This window comes from Amycolatopsis sp. NPDC104775 (assembly GCF_055583325.1).
In genome coordinates this window covers 1,883,164-1,898,923 of record NZ_JBVJOE010000001.1, presented here as the reverse complement: position 1 = coordinate 1,898,923, position 15,760 = coordinate 1,883,164, and the positions used below count along the sequence as shown (strand labels likewise).

Here is a 15,760-nt window from a genome sequence, read left to right as displayed (position 1 = left end):
AGGTTAGCCGCCCACCTTAATGGCGTAAACCCGATCACCGCACGCTTGTCTGCGAGCATAAAACAATGCCCTCCCTCCGGGTGACAGACCCGGAGGAAGGGCATTGGCGAACTCGAGTGTCAGACGCCCATGGGATGCCAGACGGTCTTCGCTTCCAGGTATCGCCGGAGGCGGGACAGGTCGGGTTCGGCGGTCCAGTCCGGTTCGGTGTCGGGGACGGACAGGACGCGTTTCACGGTTCCGGCGGCTTCCTGGGCCAGGGTGACCCGGTCGGCGGGGGTGGCGCCGGTCGGGTCCAGTGCGTTGACGTCTCCGTGCGAGGCCAGCCAGGGACCCAGTTCCGCGGCGCGGCCGGTGAGGATGTTCGCGACGCCGCCGGGGACGTCGGAGGTGGCCAGGACCTCGGAGAGGGTGATGGCGGGCAGGGGGCGGTCCGCGCTGGAGACCAGGACTGCTGTGGAGCCGGTGGCCAGTACGGGGGCCAGGACGGTGACTAGGCCCAGCAAGGAGGACTCCTGCGGGGCGAGTACGCCGACGACGCCAGTGGGCTCGGGGGTGGTGAAGGAGAAGTACGGGCCGGCTACCGGGTTGGCGGCGCCCAGGACTGACGCGATCTTGTCGGTCCAGCCCGCGTACCAGACCCAGCGGTCGATGGCTGCGTCCACAAGGGACTCGGCCTTCTTCGCGGCGACGCCTTCGCAGGCGGCCACCTCGGCGGCGAACTGCGCGCGGCGGCCTTCCATCACCTCGGCGACGCGGTACAGCACCTGGCCTCGGTTGTATGCAGTTGCCGACGACCAACCGGGGAACGCCTTGCGGGCGGCGGACACCGCGTCGCGCAGGTCCTTGCGCGACGCGTGGGCCGCGTTGGCGAGGAAGGCGCCCTGGGAATCGGTGACCGGGTAGACCCGGCCTGATTCCGAGCGGGGGAATTTGCCGCCGAGGTAGAGCTTGTAGGTTTTGGCGACGGAAATCCGGTCAGACATTGAGGTAGGCCTCCAAACCGGTGCGTCCGCCTTCGCGGCCGAAACCGGACTCCTGGTAGCCGCCGAACGGGGCGGCCGGGTCGAAGCGATTGAACGTGTTGGCCCAGACAACGCCTGCCCGGAGCTGGTTCGCCATCCACAGAATGCGCGAACCCTTCTCGGTCCAGATGCCCGCGGACAGCCCGTACGGCGTGTTGTTCGCCTTCGCCACGGCCTCTTCCGGGGTGCGGAAGGTGAGCACCGATAGCACCGGCCCGAAGATCTCCTCGCGAGCGATCCGCATCGACTGATGGACTTCGGAGAACACTGTCGGGGCGAAGAAGAATCCGCGGTCGGGCACCGGGCACGGGCTGGTCCAGCGTTGCGCGCCTTCCGCGTCACCGGATTCGACCAGGCCGCGGATCTTGGCCAGTTGCTCGGCCGAGTTGATGGCTCCGATGTCGGTGTTCTTGTCCAGTGGATCGCCGAGGCGCAGCGTGGAAACCCGGTAGCGGAGTTTCTCCATGACTTCCTCGGCCACCGATTCCTGCACCAGCAGCCGCGAACCCGCGCAGCAGACGTGGCCCTGGTTGAAGAAGATCCCGTTGACGATCCCCTCCACCGCCTGGTCCAGCGGGGCGTCGTCGAACACCACGTTCGCCGCCTTGCCGCCGAGTTCCAGGGTCAGCTTCTTGCGGGTGCCCGCGACCGTGCGCTGAATCAGCTTGCCGACCTCGGTGGAGCCGGTGAACGCGATCTTGTCGACGCCCGGATGCTCCACAATGGACGCTCCGATGTCGCCCGCGCCGGGCAGGATGTTCACCACGCCCGGCGGCAGCTCCGCCTGCTGGCAGATCTCGGCGAACACCAGCGCGCTCAGCGGCGTGGTCTCGGCGGGCTTGAGCACCACGGTGTTGCCGGTGGCCAGTGCCGGGGCGATTTTCCACGCCAGCATCAGCAGCGGGAAGTTCCACGGGATCACCTGGCCCGCGACGCCGAGCGGCTTCGGATCCGGGCCGTAGCCCGCGTAGCCGAGCTTGTCCGCCCAGCCCGCGTGGTAGAAGAAATGCGCGGCCGCGGTGGGCACGTCGGAGTCGCGCGATTCCTTGATCGGCTTTCCGTTGTCCAGCGTCTCCAGCACCGCCAGCTCGCGCGAGCGTTCCTGGATCAGCCGCGCGATGCGGAACAGGTACTTCGCCCGCTCCGTGCCCGGCATTTTCGACCAGACCGACGTGTACGCCTTGCGCGCGGCCTTCACCGCGGTGTCCACATCGGACTCCGACGCGGTGCCGACCTCGGCGAGGGTTTCCTCGGTGGCCGGGTTGATCGTCTTGAGCGGCTCGCCCGAACCGTCGACGAATTCGCCGTTGATGAACGGCTTGTAGTGCTCTTTCAGATTGGCCAGAGCGCGAGATTCCGGAGCGGGCGCGTATTCGAAGATGCCCATGTCAGTCCACCGTCACGTAGTCAGGGCCGCTGTAGTGGCCGTCCACCTGGGTGCGCCGCTGCAGCAGCAGGTCGTTGAGCAGGCTCGACGCGCCGAACCGGAACAGCTCCGGCGTGAGCCACTGCTCGCCCGCGACCTCGTGCACGGCGACGAGGTACTTGATCGCGTCCTTCGTCGTCCGGATCCCGCCCGCGGGCTTGACGCCGCGCAGCTCGCCGGTGCGCTCGTGCCAGTCGTGCACCGCCCGGAGCATCACGTGCGTGACCGGCAGCGTCGCGGCCGGCGACACCTTGCCGGTGGACGTCTTGATGAAGTCCCCGCCGGCCAGCAACGCGAGCCAGGACGCGCGGCGCACGTTGTCATACGTCGCCAGCTCGCCCGTTTCGAGGATCACCTTCAGATGCGCCGAGCCGCAGGCTTCTTTGATCGCGCGGATCTCCTCGAAGACCTCCAGGTAGCGGCCTTCGAGGAAAGCACCGCGGTCGATCACCATGTCGATCTCGTCCGCGCCCGCCTCGACGGCCAGCCGGGTGTCGGCCAGCTTCACCTCGCGGCTCGTGCGGCCCGCCGGGAAGCCGGTGGCGACACTCGCCACCCGCACCCCGCTGCCCGCGAGCGCTTCGACGGCCGTCTCCACCAGGTCCGGGTACACGCACACGGCCGCGACGCGCGGGCAGTCCTGCCGTTCGGGGTCCGGCCGCATCGCCTTCGCGGCGAGGCCGCGGACCTTGCCGCGCGTGTCGGCTCCCTCGAGCGTGGTCAGGTCGACCATCGACACCGCGGTGTCGATCGCCCACCGCTTGGCTTCCTTCTTGATGCTCCGGGTCGCGAGTCCCGCCGCACGCTGCTCGACGCCGACCTGGTCGACACCGGGCAGCCCGTGCAGGAACCGCCGCAGGCTCGCTTCGTCGCGAGTGACGTCCGTCAGCGGCGACGGGGTGTCCGGCGCTGCTGACGGGCTGGTGGTAGCTGTCATACCGCTGAGTGTAGGTGCGCGACAGCAGGCGCCGGAGCGCTCACCGAAATCTGTGGACAGCTGGTCAGCGGCTTGCGGTTGTCCACAGCCGCGCGGTGCGGGCGGCGGTTTTTGTCGGTGTCGTGTGCAGTCGGGTTCAGGGCTCGATCTGCGGAGCGTTCACGTCCTTGGCCGGTTTGCGGTAGACGACCACGCCGCCCCAGAAGCCGAGACCGTTGATCGTCACGGTCGGGGCGGTCGGCGGCGCGGGCGGTGCGCCGGACTTGTCCTCCAGCATGAACGCGCCCATGAAGCCGATGCCGGTGACGTTCACGTTGATGTCGTCGGGCACGGTGATCTCGATCCCGCCCATGATCGCGATGGCGGTGATCGTGCACGATTTCTCCGCGAACCGGGCGCTGCGCAGGTCGATTTCCGCACCGCCCCAGAACGCGAAGGTCGTGTGCTGCTGCGGCAGAACCCAGCTGCCTTTGCGCACGGCCCCGGACATCACGCCGATCGACATGGCCGAACCGGGATGCCCGCCGACGCGGTTGTCCGGCAGCCCGAGCGCGCGCGAGGGGGCGGCCTGCAAGGAAGCCGACGCGGTGGTGGCGACAGCGGCGCTGCCGGGCAGATCGGCGGTCACCGGTTTCAGATCGGCGAACGTTTTCGCGGAGTAGACGCTGGAGAGCCGTTCCTCCAGTTCGTTGATCGTGATGCGGCCTTCGGACAGGGCCTGGTGCAGCACCTGCGCGACCTGCTCCCGATCGGCGTCCGACACGCGCATCTGGTCCGGGCCCGGCGTGGCTGGGTCTTCACTCACCTGGGGCAGCCTAGTCCTGTCGGGTCGGCCTCGGGTCCATCTAACGGTGGATAGGGGGATCATGGCGTGATGGGTTCTGCGTTGATGGGGGCTTTGGTGCTTCCGGATGGGGCTGTGGTGCGGGGGCGCGGGCTGGGGAAGCCGAAGCCGGAGGGGGCTGAGCCGGAGTTCGGGTTGTATTTGGGGTCGCGGCGGATGCGGGCCAAGTACGACGGCGGGTTGGGGTGGGAGCGGCGGTGGGTGTTGTGGCCGGACTTTTGGCTGCCTAGGGATTGGGAGGGGGCTCGGCGGGAGATTGTGGGGGTGCATCGGCGGGCTGTTGCTGGGGAGGCGGTTGAGGTGGGTTGCCTGGGCGGGGTGGGGCGGACGGGGACTGTGCTGGCTTGTTTGGCGACGTTGGGCGGGGTGGGGGCTGGGGAGGCTGTGGAGTGGGTGCGGAGGGAGCATCATCCGCGGGCGGTGGAGACGCCTTGGCAGCGGTGGTGGGTTCGGTGGTTCGCTGAGCGGGGGTAGTGGGGGGCGGCTCGTCGCCTGGCGGCGACATTGCGGGGTGTTCTGCTTGGGGGCACCCCGAAGCCCAGTGTGCTGGGGGTGGGGGGGTGTTGGCAGGGGGGGGAAGGCCCCCCCCACCCCCCCCCCCGAACCGCAGGGAAGGCTTCGTATCGGGGTGCAGGGCGGGGGCTGGGTGCGCTGGTTGGTTGGGTGCGCGGGCTGCGGGTTTGTGGGTGGGGTGGGCGGCTTGGTGTCTGGGCGGGTTGTTTGGGCGGGCGCTGAGCCGCCGGGGGCCGGGGGCTGTGAAGGGGTTCTTGAGGGAATCCAAGTTCGTGAAGGTGGCCCTCACGGACGGTGGGGGCTGTGAGGGGAACCCTGGGGGAATCAGGGTCTGTGAGGGTGTCCCTCACGGGGGTAACGGGGCACACGGAAGGTGCGGGGAATGGGTGGCGGGCCTGAGTTGGGCGGCTAAGTTGTGCGGCATGGATGTGCATGTCGTCGACCACCCGCTGGCCAAGGCTCGTCTTTCGACCATGCGGGACGCTCGGACGGACAGTGCTGCGTTCCGGGCCGCGCTGCATGAGTTGACTGTCATGCTCGTTTATGAAGCCACGCGGGACGCGCCGGTGCGGACTGAGCGGATTCATACTCCGGTTGCGCGTACCGATGCTTATCGGCTGGCCAGTCCGCCGTTGCTGGTGCCGGTTTTGCGGGCTGGGCTGGGGATGGCTGACCAGGCGCACAAGCTGATTCCGGACGCGCAGATGGGGTTCGTCGGGCTCGCTCGCGACGAGGAGACGCTCCAGCCGACTCCGTACCTGGAGTCGCTGCCGGAGTCGCTCGCGGATCGGCCGGTTCTGGTGCTTGATCCGATGCTCGCTACTGGTGGGTCGATGGAGTACACGATTCGGTTGCTGACCGATCGCGGGGCTACTGACGTCACCGCGATCTGTGCGCTCGCCGCGCCGGAGGGGCTCGCGCATCTGGAGCAGACTGGGCTGCCGGTCCGGGTCGTCACCTCCAGTATTGACGAACGGCTCAACGACTCCGGGTTCATCGTGCCGGGGCTCGGCGATGCGGGGGATCGGCAGTACGGCGCTAGGTGAGCCAGCCGGAAGCGTTGGCGTGCAAGGCTTTTTCGTACGCCTCGGCGACGCTGAATCCGTCCGGCAGGCGACCGGACAGTTCCAGGGACACCAGTCCGTGCACGAAACCCCACAGGCTGACCGTGATCAGTTCCGGCGCTACGTCCTGGAACTGGCCGGACGCCACCGCTGCTCGGACGACCCCCATCAGCGGGGCGAGTGTGGCTTGGGCGACCTCGTCGGCCTCGGCGTTCGGTTCGAAGCCGGGCACGGAGCGGCTGAACATGATGGCGTACAGGTGCGGGTCGGCCAGTGCGCTTTCGCGGTAGGCGATGCCCAGGCGCACGAGGTCGGTTACCGGGTCGCCGGATAGCGGGACCGTGGCCAGGCGGGTGCCGAAGCGGCGGAAGCCTTCCACGTACAGCGCGTTCACCAGGTCCGGTTTGCTGCCGAACAGCGAGTACACCGCGGTCGTCGACGTGCCCGAGTCGGCGGCCAGTTTTCGCAGCGACAGGGCCTTGGGACCGTCGGCGGAGATCAGTTCGCCTGCCCGGTCCAGGAGTTTCAGCCGGAGCGATTCGTCGTGCGTACGGGGGCGAGGCATGCACCCAGCGTAACGCAACGATGTTATAAAACGCGACCGCGCCCCTCGTTTTAGGATTTGACCTGGAGTGCACTCCAGGTCGTACTGTCAAGCGCATGAGCTACTCGATAGCGGAAGCGGCACGACGTAGCGGGCTGTCGATCGACACCCTCCGGTACTACGAACGGATCAAGCTTCTCGAACCGCCCGCTCGCGATTCGGCGGGGCGGCGCGCCTACTCCGACGAGGACCTGAACTGGCTCGGCTTCCTCACGAAGCTGCGGCTCACCGGGATGCCGATCAAGAGCATGCGCGAGTACGCCTCCCTGCGCAGGCACGGGGTGGCCAGCGCCGGACGGCGCAAGGCGATCCTCGTGGAGCAGCGCCAGTCGGTCGCCGACCGGATCGCCGAGCTGCAGGGATGTCTGGACATTTTGGACTACAAGATCGCCAACTACGAGCAGATCGAGCGCAAGGCCTTCGGCGTCGCGCCCGAGATGGAGGGAATTTCCGCGTGATCGGTACAAGGAAGCTCGGTGCACTGGAGGTCGGGGCGCAGGGCCTCGGCTGCATGGGGATGAGCGCGGCCTACGGGGTGCGCGACAACGAGGGCGAGTCGATCGCCACCGTGCACCGGGCGCTGGAGCTTGGAGTGACCCTGCTCGACACGGCCAACGTGTACGGCGCGGGGGAGAACGAGAAGCTCGTCGGCAAGGCGATCGCCGACCGTCGCGACCAGGTCGTGCTCGCGACGAAGTTCGGCATCGTGCACACCGACGAGGGCATGACCGCGCGTGGTGACGCCGCGTATGTGAAGCAGTGCTGCGACGAATCGCTGCAGCGGCTCGGGGTCGACCACATCGACCTTTACTACCAGCACCGCGTCGACCCGAGTGTCCCGATCGAGGAGACCTGGGGCGCGCTCGCCGAGCTGGTTCAGGCGGGGAAGATCCGTTACGCCGGGATCTCCGAGGCGGGCGCGGAGACCATCCGCCGGGCGCACGCCGTGCATCCGGTCACCGCGTTGCAGAGTGAATGGTCCCTGTGGACGCGCGGCATCGAGGACGAGATCCTCGGCACCTGCCGCGAGCTGGGGATCGGGATCGTGCCGTTCTCGCCGCTGGGCCGCGGATTCCTGACCGGCGCGGTCACCTCGGTGCGGGAGCTGCCCGAGGGTGACATGCGCCGTGGCCTGCCGCGGTTCGCCGAGGACAACTTCGAGCGCAACATGGCGATCGTCGAGGCGCTGCGCGCGCTGGCCGCCGACAAGGGCGTCACGGCGGGACAGCTGGCGCTCGCCTGGGTGCAGGCCAAGGGCCCCGACGTTGTGCCGATCCCGGGCACGAAGCGGCGGAAGTACCTGGAAGAGAACGTCGGCGCGGCCGAGCTGGAACTGTCCGAAGAGGACATCGCGGCGATCGAGAAGGTCGCTCCGGCCGACGCTGTCGCGGGGGAGCGCTACCCGGAGGCGCTCGCGCGCGTGACGGGCAGGTAGCAGCTCCGACCGGCCGCCCCCATGCCGCGTTGGGGCGGCCGGTGTCCCAGGGACCGGGTACGTTCTGAGGGATTTCTGAGATCTTCCGACCACTCTGATCGCCGTTAGATCAAGGCGACGCGGGAGGTCGGTGTCACATGGCGGACGTGCTGGACTACCTAGTGGTCGGAGCCGGGCCGGCGGGATTGCAGCTCGGGCGGCAGCTGGGCGGGGCCGGGCGCAGCTACCTGGTCCTGGAGCGCGGGTCCGTGCCCGCCGCGTTCTTCACGCGTTTTCCCCGGCACCGCACGCTCATCTCGGTCAACAAGAAGTACACCGGCTGGACCGACCCCGAGCTGAACCTCCGGGTCGACTGGAACTCGCTGCTCGACGACGGCCCCGACCCGCTCCTCTTCACCGACTACAGCGCCGAGATGTTCCCGCCGGCCGAAGCGCTCCTCCGCTACACCGCCGATTACGCGGCGAAACACGACCTCAAAATCCGGTACGACACCGAGGTCGCGCGAATTTCGCGCGCGGACGAACTCTTCACGGTCACCGCCGCGGACGGGGAAACGTTCAGCGCGCGCCGGTTGATCATGGCGACCGGGGTGACCAAGCCGTATGTCCCGGACGTGCCGGGCATGGAACTGGTCGACCAGTACTCCGACTACGACACCGACCCGGAGCAGTTCATCAACCAGCGCGTTCTCGTGCTGGGCAAGGGAAACTCCGCGTTCGAGACCGCCGACAGCATCAACGCCTACGCCGCGGTGCTGCACGTGGCTGGTCCGCGGCCGGTCAAGCTCGCGTGGCGGACGCACTTCGTCGGACACCTCCGTGCGTTCAACGCTGGCGTGCTCGACATGTACCAGCTCAAGCTGCAGCACGCGATTCTCGACGGCGACGTCCGCGAGATCACCAAGGACGCCGACGGTTATCATGTCAAGTTCGCCTTCGCGCGCGCCGATGAACTGGTCAAGGAAATCCGTTACGACCGGGTTATCGCGGCGACCGGATTCCGCTTCGACGCCTCGGTGTTCGACGAGGACTGCCGTCCGGAGATGATGATCAACGACCGGTTCCCGGCGCAGACGTCGTCCTGGGAGTCGGTGAACGTGCCGGGGCTCTACTTCGCTGGGACGATCACTCAGGCCCGCGATTTCAAGAAAGCCACCAGCGCGTTCATTCACGGCTTCCGCTACGGGGTCCGCGCGCTTTCCAAGGTACTCGACGAGCGTTACCACGACACCGAATGGCCGCACACCGTGGTGGCCAATAAAACCAGTGAGCTGGTTGATGCCGTTATCGGCCGGATCAATCGCACTTCCGCGTTGTATCAGCAGTTCGGCTTCCTTGCCGACGTCCTCGTGGTCGACGGCGATCAGGCCCGCTACTACGAGGAAATGCCGGTAGACCGGTTCGCGGACACGGAAATCGGGCAAAGCGCCGACGCGTTCGTGATCACTCTCGACTACGGTCCGGACCACGACAAGGTCGATCCGTTCGACTTCACCGTCACCCGCGCGAGTCAGGACGTCGCGAACGATTCCGGCGAAGGGCATTACTTGCATCCGATCGTCCGGCATTACCAGCGCGGGAAACTGGTCGCGACCCACCACGTCACTGAGAACCTCGAAAACGAGTGGAACCGCCCGGTGCACGTGGACGCCCTGACGGCCTTCTTCACCAAGCAGCTCTGACATGCGCACGATCGCGGAGCTGGAAGCCATCGCGCGGGAACGGATGGAACCAGCACACTACGATTACTACGCCGGTGGCGCGGGCAGGGAAGACACCTTGCTCGCCAACGAAGAGGAATTCCGCCGCCGGCTCCTCGTGCCGCGGGCACTGCGCGGAGTCGGCGAACGCGAGCTGGCGGTGGAGATCGCCGGATCTCCGTTGTCGATGCCGATTCTCGTGTGTCCGACGGCTTTCCACCGGCTTGCGCATCCGGACGGAGAACTCGCGACCGCGCAAGCCACCGCGGAAGCAGGCACCGTCTTCGTGTGCAGTATGGCCTCGACGACGGCTGTCGAGGATGTCGCCAAGGTCGCGGACGTGCTGTGGTTCCAGTTGTATGTGCAGTCAGACCGGGAATTCACCGAAGCGGTCATCAGCCGGGCGGAGAACGCGGGCGCGCGAGCGTTGGTGGTAACGGTCGATTCCGCGATCCGCGGCCGACGAGAACGCGAATTCCGCCATGCGTTCCACGATCTCCCGCCTGGGCTGGCTGCGGAGAACATGCGCGACGCCACCGGCCGCGTGCGCAATATCGAAATGCCCGTCGACCTGACCTGGGAAGACCTGGACTGGCTGCGCGCGGCGACGAAAATGCCGTTGCTGCTCAAGGGCGTGCTGCATCCGGAAGACGCCCGTCGTGCGGTGGCGGCCGGGATCGACGGGATTTTCGTGTCCAATCACGGCGGCCGACAGCTCGACGGCGCGATTTCGAGCCTGGCCGCGCTCCCGGAAATCGTGTCCGTTGTGGACGGTCAACTGCCGGTGATCCTCGACGGCGGTGTGCGAAGCGGTGCGGATGTCGTCAAGGCGCTCGCCCTTGGCGCGGACGCGGTCGGGGTCGGCAGGCCGGTGCTGTGGGGGCTCGCCGCAGCGGGGCAGGAAGGGGTCGCCGAAGTGCTGGAACGGTTGCGGGAGGAAACGGACACCGCACTCGGGCTGTGCGGGGCACGGACGCCTGGGGAGCTGACCGCGGACCTGGTCCGATGAAACGTCTCGTGCTCGCCGGAGCGGCCGCGCTGGTCGCGACCCTGCCGAGGTGGCTGCCGGGCCGGGTCGTCGCGCTGCGGAACCGGATTTTCGCGCTGGTCAACGGAGACGAGGGCTATCAGGTGCCGGTCGAGGACTTCCGCCGGGTGTACGCCGATCCGGCCGCCGACGGACGCAGTGAAGGCGCCGCGCTGTCCGACCTGTTCTGGTACTGGCTCGCGCCCGGACCGCAGGTGCACCAGGAACATCTGGAACCGGGCCCGCGCTACGACGAGGTCGCCAAAACGACCCGGAACATCCTGGTCAAGCCGAAAGCCGAAGCGCAGGCGCTGACCGAACGGGTCGCCGCGCGCGTGCTCGACCGGATCGAAACCGGGCCGGGACGGCTGATCCGGCTGCGCGACGAGATGATGCCGGTCTGGGCCGAGCTGTACTACGAGCTGGTGTTCGGCGAACCGTGCCCGCCGGAGGCGCGGGACCTGATCGTCGGGCACGCCGACGACGTCGTGTCCGCGCTGAAATGCGTGCGCCCGCGCAACATGCGCCGTCGCGCCCGGCTCACCGAGTACCTGCGCCGCCGGCTCGACGACATCCCGCATCCGCTTCCGTCCCGGCTCACCCGCGAGGAGCAGGTCTTCTACCTGCAAGGGACGTTCTTCAACACCGCCATCGTGCAGATGTCCGAGGCGATGGCGCACCTGCTGATGGTGCTCGCCGAACATCCGGGGGTACAGCGCAGGCTGGCGGAAAACCCGGACGACGACGAGTATTTCGACCGCGTGCTGGACGAATGCCTGCGCACCTACCCGCTGTTCGGCATCGCGCACCGCATCGCCACCGGCGACATCGAGCTGGCCGACCGGACCATCGACGCGGGCACCGTGCTGCTGTTCAGCTACCCGGAATTCCACCACGCCGGAGTGGACCGCCCGGACGAGTTCGACCCGGAGCGCTGGTCCGGTTGCCCCGCGCACCAGCAGAGAAATTTCCTGCCGTTCGGCGTCTCGCAGAACCGGCCGTGCCCGGCGCGCGGGCTCGCCCCGGTGACGATGCGCGTGGTCACCAGGGAATTCCTGCGCCGATTCACCCTCGTCACGAGCGCCGCGCACACCCGCTCGATCCCCAATCGCGGACCGGTTTTCGTCACCCCGCGCGGATCGCGGCGAAATCCCCGTACCGCGCTGGCCTATCTGGCGGTGCGCGATCGCTGGGAGGACGTGTGGCGCAGCCTCGCGCAGCTGGTCTTCGGCACCTACATGGTTCTTGACGCGCGGCGGCTCCGGTTGTGCACCAAACACTTCCAAGGAGGAACCCGATGAGTGCCGTTGAAGCCGCACCCGCGTTTTTCCTGGCGGCCGTGGTGATCCTGGCGGCCTGCCGGGCAGTCAACGCGCTCGCCGTGCGGCTCGGGCAGCCGCCGGTGGTGGGCGAGATGGTCACTGGCGTGCTGCTCGGCCCGTCGCTGCTCGGGCTTCTACTGCCGGGCGTGCAGGCATGGCTGTTCCCCGATTCGGTGCGCACGCTGCTGTACCTCGGCGGCCAGATCGGGCTTGTCATCTACATGTTCGGCGCGGGTTACGAATTTCGGCTGAGTGCGCTGAAGGAAGGCCGGAAAACCGTCGCTGCGGTCTCCGCCGCGGGGACCGTCGTGCCGCTCGTACTCGGAGCAGGGGTGAGCGTGCTCGGCGCGAGCTGGGCCGGAATCCTGAAACCCGGGGTGTCGCTGGTGGTCTCGGCGGCGTTCGTCGCGGTGGCGCTCGCCATCACGGCGTTCCCGATGATGGCCCGGATCATCACTGAACGCGGGTTGGGCAGTACGAGGTTCGGCTCGCTCGCGCTGGCCTGCGGCGCCCTCGACGACGTCCTCGCCTGGATCCTGCTGGCCGTCGTGCTCGGCATGCACGCCGGTACGGCCGGTCCGATCGCGACGGCCATTGGGGGCGGGGTGCTGTTCGTGCTGCTGGTGTGGCTGGTCGTCCGCCGGATCGTGGCGCGGGTGATGGACAACCCGCGTGTGTCGGTGGACCAGCGGATGCTCGTCACCGCGATGTTCCTGTTCGGGGCCGCGTGGTTCACCGACGTCATCGGCCTGTACGCGGTGTTCGGCGCGTTCATGCTCGGGCTGGTCTTTCCGCGCGGCGAGGCCGCCGACGCGGTGCTCGCGCGGATCATGCCGGTCGGCCGGGTCGTGTTCCTGCCACTGTTCTTCACTTATTCCGGCCTCAACACCCGATTCGCCCTGCTCGCCGACCCGAAGCTGCTGCTGTTCGCGCTGATCTGCATCGCGGTCGCGGTGGTGGGCAAGCTCGGCGCCTCGTGGGGCGCGGCGCGGCTGACCGGCGAACCGCAACCGGTCGCGCTGCGGATCGGAGTACTGGTGAACGCGCGCGGACTGATGCAATTGATCGCACTGAACGTGGGCCTGTCCGCCGGAATCGTTTCGCCCGCGCTGTTCACCGTGCTGGTGCTCGTCGCGCTCGTCACCACGATCATGACCTCGCCCGTGCTCGGCTGGCTCGACAAACGCGACGCTCGCCGGTACGCCGACGGAGAAATGCCCGAATTTCTCCTGACTGGGCGCAGCTAGCCGATTGCCTACGAAAGTCGAGGGTCGGATGGCCGGATCACTGCGAGTATGGACCTGTGCACGATGAGGCAGAGACCCCGGCGGCTTCCCGGGTGCTCCTGGTCGAGGACGATCGCGACCTCGCCGGGATGCTCGTCGAATTGCTCGCCGGAGAAGGTTACGAGACCGAAGTGGCCCACGACGGACAGCGCGGCCTGCACCTCGGGCTCACCGGAAGGCACGCGGTGGTGATTCTCGACCGGCGGCTGCCGGTGGTCGACGGCCTTTCGGTGCTGGCCCAGCTGCGCCGCCGGGCCGTGCCCGCGCGCGTGCTGGTGCTGTCCGCGCTGGGCGAGCTGGCCGACCGGGTGCACGGCCTCGACACCGGGGCCGACGACTACCTGGTGAAACCGTTCGAGACCGACGAACTGCTCGCCCGGGTGCGGGCGTTGTGCCGTCGCGACGCGGAGCACGCCGAATCGCTCCCGCTCGGCGCGGCGGCGCTCGACCTGCAGCGGCACGAGGTCGTGCTGCCGCGCGGCGAGCGGGTGACGCTGTCCGGACGCGAGTTCGAGCTGTTGCGCACGCTCGCCCAGCGGCCCAAGGCGATCCATCCGCGTGCTTCGCTGCGCGCCGGGGTGTTCACCGAGTCCGCTGCGGAGTCCATTGTGGACACCTATGTGTACTACCTGCGGCGGAAGCTCGGCCGGGGCGTGGTGAAGACGGTGCACGGCCTCGGCTACCAGATCGGGGCGGTGTGACCACCGTCGTCGCCCCGGAGGCGCGGGCGCTGCGGCGCGCGCGGCGGACCATCGCGGGCCAGATCGCCGTGGTGATCACGATGGTCGTGCTCGCCGCGGGCGTGATCGCGTACTGGGTGCTGCTGCGCGGGCAGGCAGCGGAGACCGAACGGCAGCTGGGATTCGCGCTGGGAAACGGGCTTTCGGCGACCCCGCCCGGCTGCACCTACCTGGTGACGCCGCAGGGGCACGCGCCCGCCGGGCGGCTGCCGTTCACGCTCCCGCCGGTTCCCCCGGTGCCGCACGACGGCGACGTGGTGACGGAAGAACGTGTGCTCGACGGGGCGACGTACACGATCCGCACGGTCAACCGCGGCGGCGAAGTCTGGCAGGCGTACTTCAACGAGCATTACCTGATCTCGGACCGCGAGCACCTGTTGCTGGGGCTCGGGGTGGCCGAGCTGGTGGTGCTGATCGTGTCCGTGCTCAGCGGGTATCTGCTGGCTGGGCGGGCGATCCGGCCGCTGGGCGAGGCGTTGCGCCGGCAGCGGACGTTCGTCGCCGACGCGTCCCACGAGCTGCGCGCGCCGCTGACCCGGCTGCACACCCGCACGCAACTGCTGGCCCGGCGCGGCGGCGCGGGACCGGCCGAGCTGGAAACCCTGGTCTCGGGCACCCGCGAACTGGGTGCGGTGGTCGACGATTTGCTGTTGTCCGCGCAGGCCTGTGCCGAGCGGCCGCGGCTGGAGCCGGTGCAGCTGGCGGTGCTCGCGGAACAGGCCGTGGCGGCGGAATCGGTCCGCGCGAACGACCGGCAGGTGGACCTCCGGCTGAGTCGTTCGCCGGGGCTGGAGGACGTGGTGCCGGGCGTCCCGACGGCGTTGCGCCGAGTGCTGTCCGCCTTGCTGGACAACGCGATCGGGCATACGCCGCCGGGCGGGTCGATCGAGGTGATTCTCGCCAATCCGGATGCCCGGCACGTCGAACTGCGCGTATGCGACACCGGGATCGGCTTTCCGCAGCACGAAGCGGAACGGCTATTCGAGCGGTTCGCGCACGGGCCGCACGGCGAGGGCCGCCGGTTTGGGCTGGGGCTGGCGTTGGTGCAGGAGGTCGTGACGGGTCACGGCGGAACGATCGCCGCGGTCGGGAAGCCCGGGGCCGGGGCGACGTTCACGCTGCGCTTTCAACGGGCTTGAGCTTCCGGGCCTGGAACTTCTTGTACAGGAAGAAATACAGCTTGATGTACTGACCGACCAGGACGGCGTTGATGATCGTGCCCTCCCGGATGAAATGCGGTCCGCCAAGGAAGAGCAACCCGATGCTCGCGGAGACGGCGAGCAGCGTGCAGTCGAAGACGGTCTTGATGTTGCCCCATTTGCGACCGGTCTTCTTCTGCAGGGTGTTGACGAACAGGTCGATCGGCATCAACACCAGATTGGCCCGGATCATCAGGAACAGCCCGAACGCCAGCATCGCGTCGGCGAGGAACAGCAACGCGAGGTTCGCCGCGTAGGGGGCCAGCGAGATCCACTTCGTCGCCATCAGGTTGAAGTCGAGCAGTGCGGCCAGAATCAGCGCCGGAACCAGCGAGAACAGGTTTTGGAGCTTGAACGCCCTTGGCAGCACTAGGAAAGTCAGGATCAGCATGAGCACTTCGAGCATGAGGTTGAAGGTGCCCTGGCTGAGCGGCGGGAGCACGAGCGTCATCGTGCGGGTCAGGCTGCTTTGCGGGGAGATGCCGATCCCGGCCCGGATGGCCAGGCCGAGACCGAGCGTCAGCAGGTAGATGCCGGCGATGTAGGTGATCCAGCGCCGCACTACGTTTCCGTTGTCGATTACGCCCGCGTCTTTGTCGTAAGGCACGACCGTGACCTCCTCGTTGAGGTTTCTTCGA

16 protein-coding genes are annotated in these 15,760 nt (G+C 68.1%); 10 read left to right on the top strand and 6 right to left on the bottom strand.

From position 1 onward, the window contains the following. Positions 1 to 119: 119 nt before the first annotated feature. The 4 genes from ACZ63D_RS08470 to ACZ63D_RS08455 all read right to left on the bottom strand — a co-directional run bounded on the left by ACZ63D_RS08470 (position 120) and on the right by ACZ63D_RS08455 (position 4,157). Complete coding sequence (locus ACZ63D_RS08470; RefSeq protein ID WP_465353596.1) at positions 120 to 986, bottom strand: aldehyde dehydrogenase family protein; 867 nt, start codon at positions 984 to 986, stop codon at positions 120 to 122. Next, positions 979 to 2,412, bottom strand: a complete 1,434-nt coding sequence (locus ACZ63D_RS08465) for an aldehyde dehydrogenase family protein (RefSeq protein WP_465353595.1) — start codon at positions 2,410 to 2,412, stop codon at positions 979 to 981. The genes ACZ63D_RS08470 and ACZ63D_RS08465 overlap by 8 nt, the downstream gene beginning before the upstream one ends. A 1-nt stretch (position 2,413) precedes the next feature. After that, a complete protein-coding gene (gene deoC, locus ACZ63D_RS08460; protein ID WP_465353594.1) occupies positions 2,414 to 3,388 on the bottom strand; it encodes a deoxyribose-phosphate aldolase in 975 nt (324 codons plus the stop codon). A gap of 136 nt (positions 3,389 to 3,524) precedes the next feature. Further along, positions 3,525 to 4,157, bottom strand: coding sequence for a DUF1707 SHOCT-like domain-containing protein (locus ACZ63D_RS08455; protein WP_465353730.1), 633 nt, complete (start codon positions 4,155 to 4,157; stop codon positions 3,525 to 3,527). A gap of 105 nt (positions 4,158 to 4,262) precedes the next feature. On the opposite strand from ACZ63D_RS08455, the gene ACZ63D_RS08450 reads away from it, so the two are divergent. Further along, positions 4,263 to 4,706, top strand: coding sequence for a protein-tyrosine phosphatase family protein (locus tag ACZ63D_RS08450; protein WP_465353593.1), 444 nt, complete (start codon positions 4,263 to 4,265; stop codon positions 4,704 to 4,706). Between the two features lie 461 nt (positions 4,707 to 5,167). Further along, a complete protein-coding gene (upp, locus tag ACZ63D_RS08445; protein WP_409183333.1) occupies positions 5,168 to 5,791 on the top strand; it encodes a uracil phosphoribosyltransferase in 624 nt (207 codons plus the stop codon). Here the strand turns inward: upp and ACZ63D_RS08440 are convergent. Continuing rightward, complete coding sequence (locus tag ACZ63D_RS08440) at positions 5,784 to 6,374, bottom strand: TetR/AcrR family transcriptional regulator (RefSeq protein WP_465353592.1); 591 nt, start codon at positions 6,372 to 6,374, stop codon at positions 5,784 to 5,786. The two genes, upp and ACZ63D_RS08440, sit on opposite strands and share 8 nt — an antisense overlap. Positions 6,375 to 6,469: 95 nt before the next feature. Between ACZ63D_RS08440 and ACZ63D_RS08435 the strand changes: the two genes are divergently transcribed. From ACZ63D_RS08435 to ACZ63D_RS08400, 8 genes are all read left to right on the top strand, one after another. Beyond that, positions 6,470 to 6,871 (top strand): MerR family transcriptional regulator, encoded by a 402-nt coding sequence (locus ACZ63D_RS08435; RefSeq protein WP_009072633.1) that lies wholly within the window; start codon positions 6,470 to 6,472, stop codon positions 6,869 to 6,871. After that, positions 6,868 to 7,848, top strand: coding sequence for an aldo/keto reductase (locus ACZ63D_RS08430; RefSeq protein ID WP_465353591.1), 981 nt, complete (start codon positions 6,868 to 6,870; stop codon positions 7,846 to 7,848). The genes ACZ63D_RS08435 and ACZ63D_RS08430 overlap by 4 nt, the downstream gene beginning before the upstream one ends. A 137-nt stretch (positions 7,849 to 7,985) precedes the next feature. Continuing rightward, on the top strand, positions 7,986 to 9,530 hold the full coding sequence (locus ACZ63D_RS08425; protein ID WP_465353590.1) for an NAD(P)-binding domain-containing protein: 1,545 nt from the start codon (positions 7,986 to 7,988) through the stop codon (positions 9,528 to 9,530). A 1-nt stretch (position 9,531) separates the two neighbouring features. Continuing rightward, positions 9,532 to 10,557 (top strand): alpha-hydroxy acid oxidase, encoded by a 1,026-nt coding sequence (locus ACZ63D_RS08420; RefSeq protein WP_465353589.1) that lies wholly within the window; start codon positions 9,532 to 9,534, stop codon positions 10,555 to 10,557. Next, positions 10,554 to 11,876 carry a cytochrome P450 gene (locus ACZ63D_RS08415; RefSeq protein ID WP_465353588.1) on the top strand — a complete coding sequence of 441 codons (1,323 nt, stop codon included), beginning with the start codon at positions 10,554 to 10,556 and terminating at the stop codon, positions 11,874 to 11,876. Before ACZ63D_RS08420 ends, ACZ63D_RS08415 begins: the two co-directional genes overlap by 4 nt. Beyond that, positions 11,873 to 13,144 (top strand): cation:proton antiporter, encoded by a 1,272-nt coding sequence (locus ACZ63D_RS08410; RefSeq protein WP_465353587.1) that lies wholly within the window; start codon positions 11,873 to 11,875, stop codon positions 13,142 to 13,144. The genes ACZ63D_RS08415 and ACZ63D_RS08410 overlap by 4 nt, the downstream gene beginning before the upstream one ends. Before the next feature lie 92 nt (positions 13,145 to 13,236). Beyond that, complete coding sequence (locus ACZ63D_RS08405) at positions 13,237 to 13,884, top strand: response regulator transcription factor (RefSeq protein WP_037816092.1); 648 nt, start codon at positions 13,237 to 13,239, stop codon at positions 13,882 to 13,884. Further along, entirely contained in the window at positions 13,881 to 15,062 is a 1,182-nt protein-coding gene (locus tag ACZ63D_RS08400) for a sensor histidine kinase (RefSeq protein WP_465353586.1), read from the top strand. Before ACZ63D_RS08405 ends, ACZ63D_RS08400 begins: the two co-directional genes overlap by 4 nt. Here the strand turns inward: ACZ63D_RS08400 and ACZ63D_RS08395 are convergent. Next, entirely contained in the window at positions 15,037 to 15,729 is a 693-nt protein-coding gene (locus ACZ63D_RS08395) for a YczE/YyaS/YitT family protein (RefSeq protein ID WP_465353585.1), read from the bottom strand. The genes ACZ63D_RS08400 and ACZ63D_RS08395 overlap by 26 nt on opposite strands. Positions 15,730 to 15,760 lie beyond the last annotated feature (31 nt).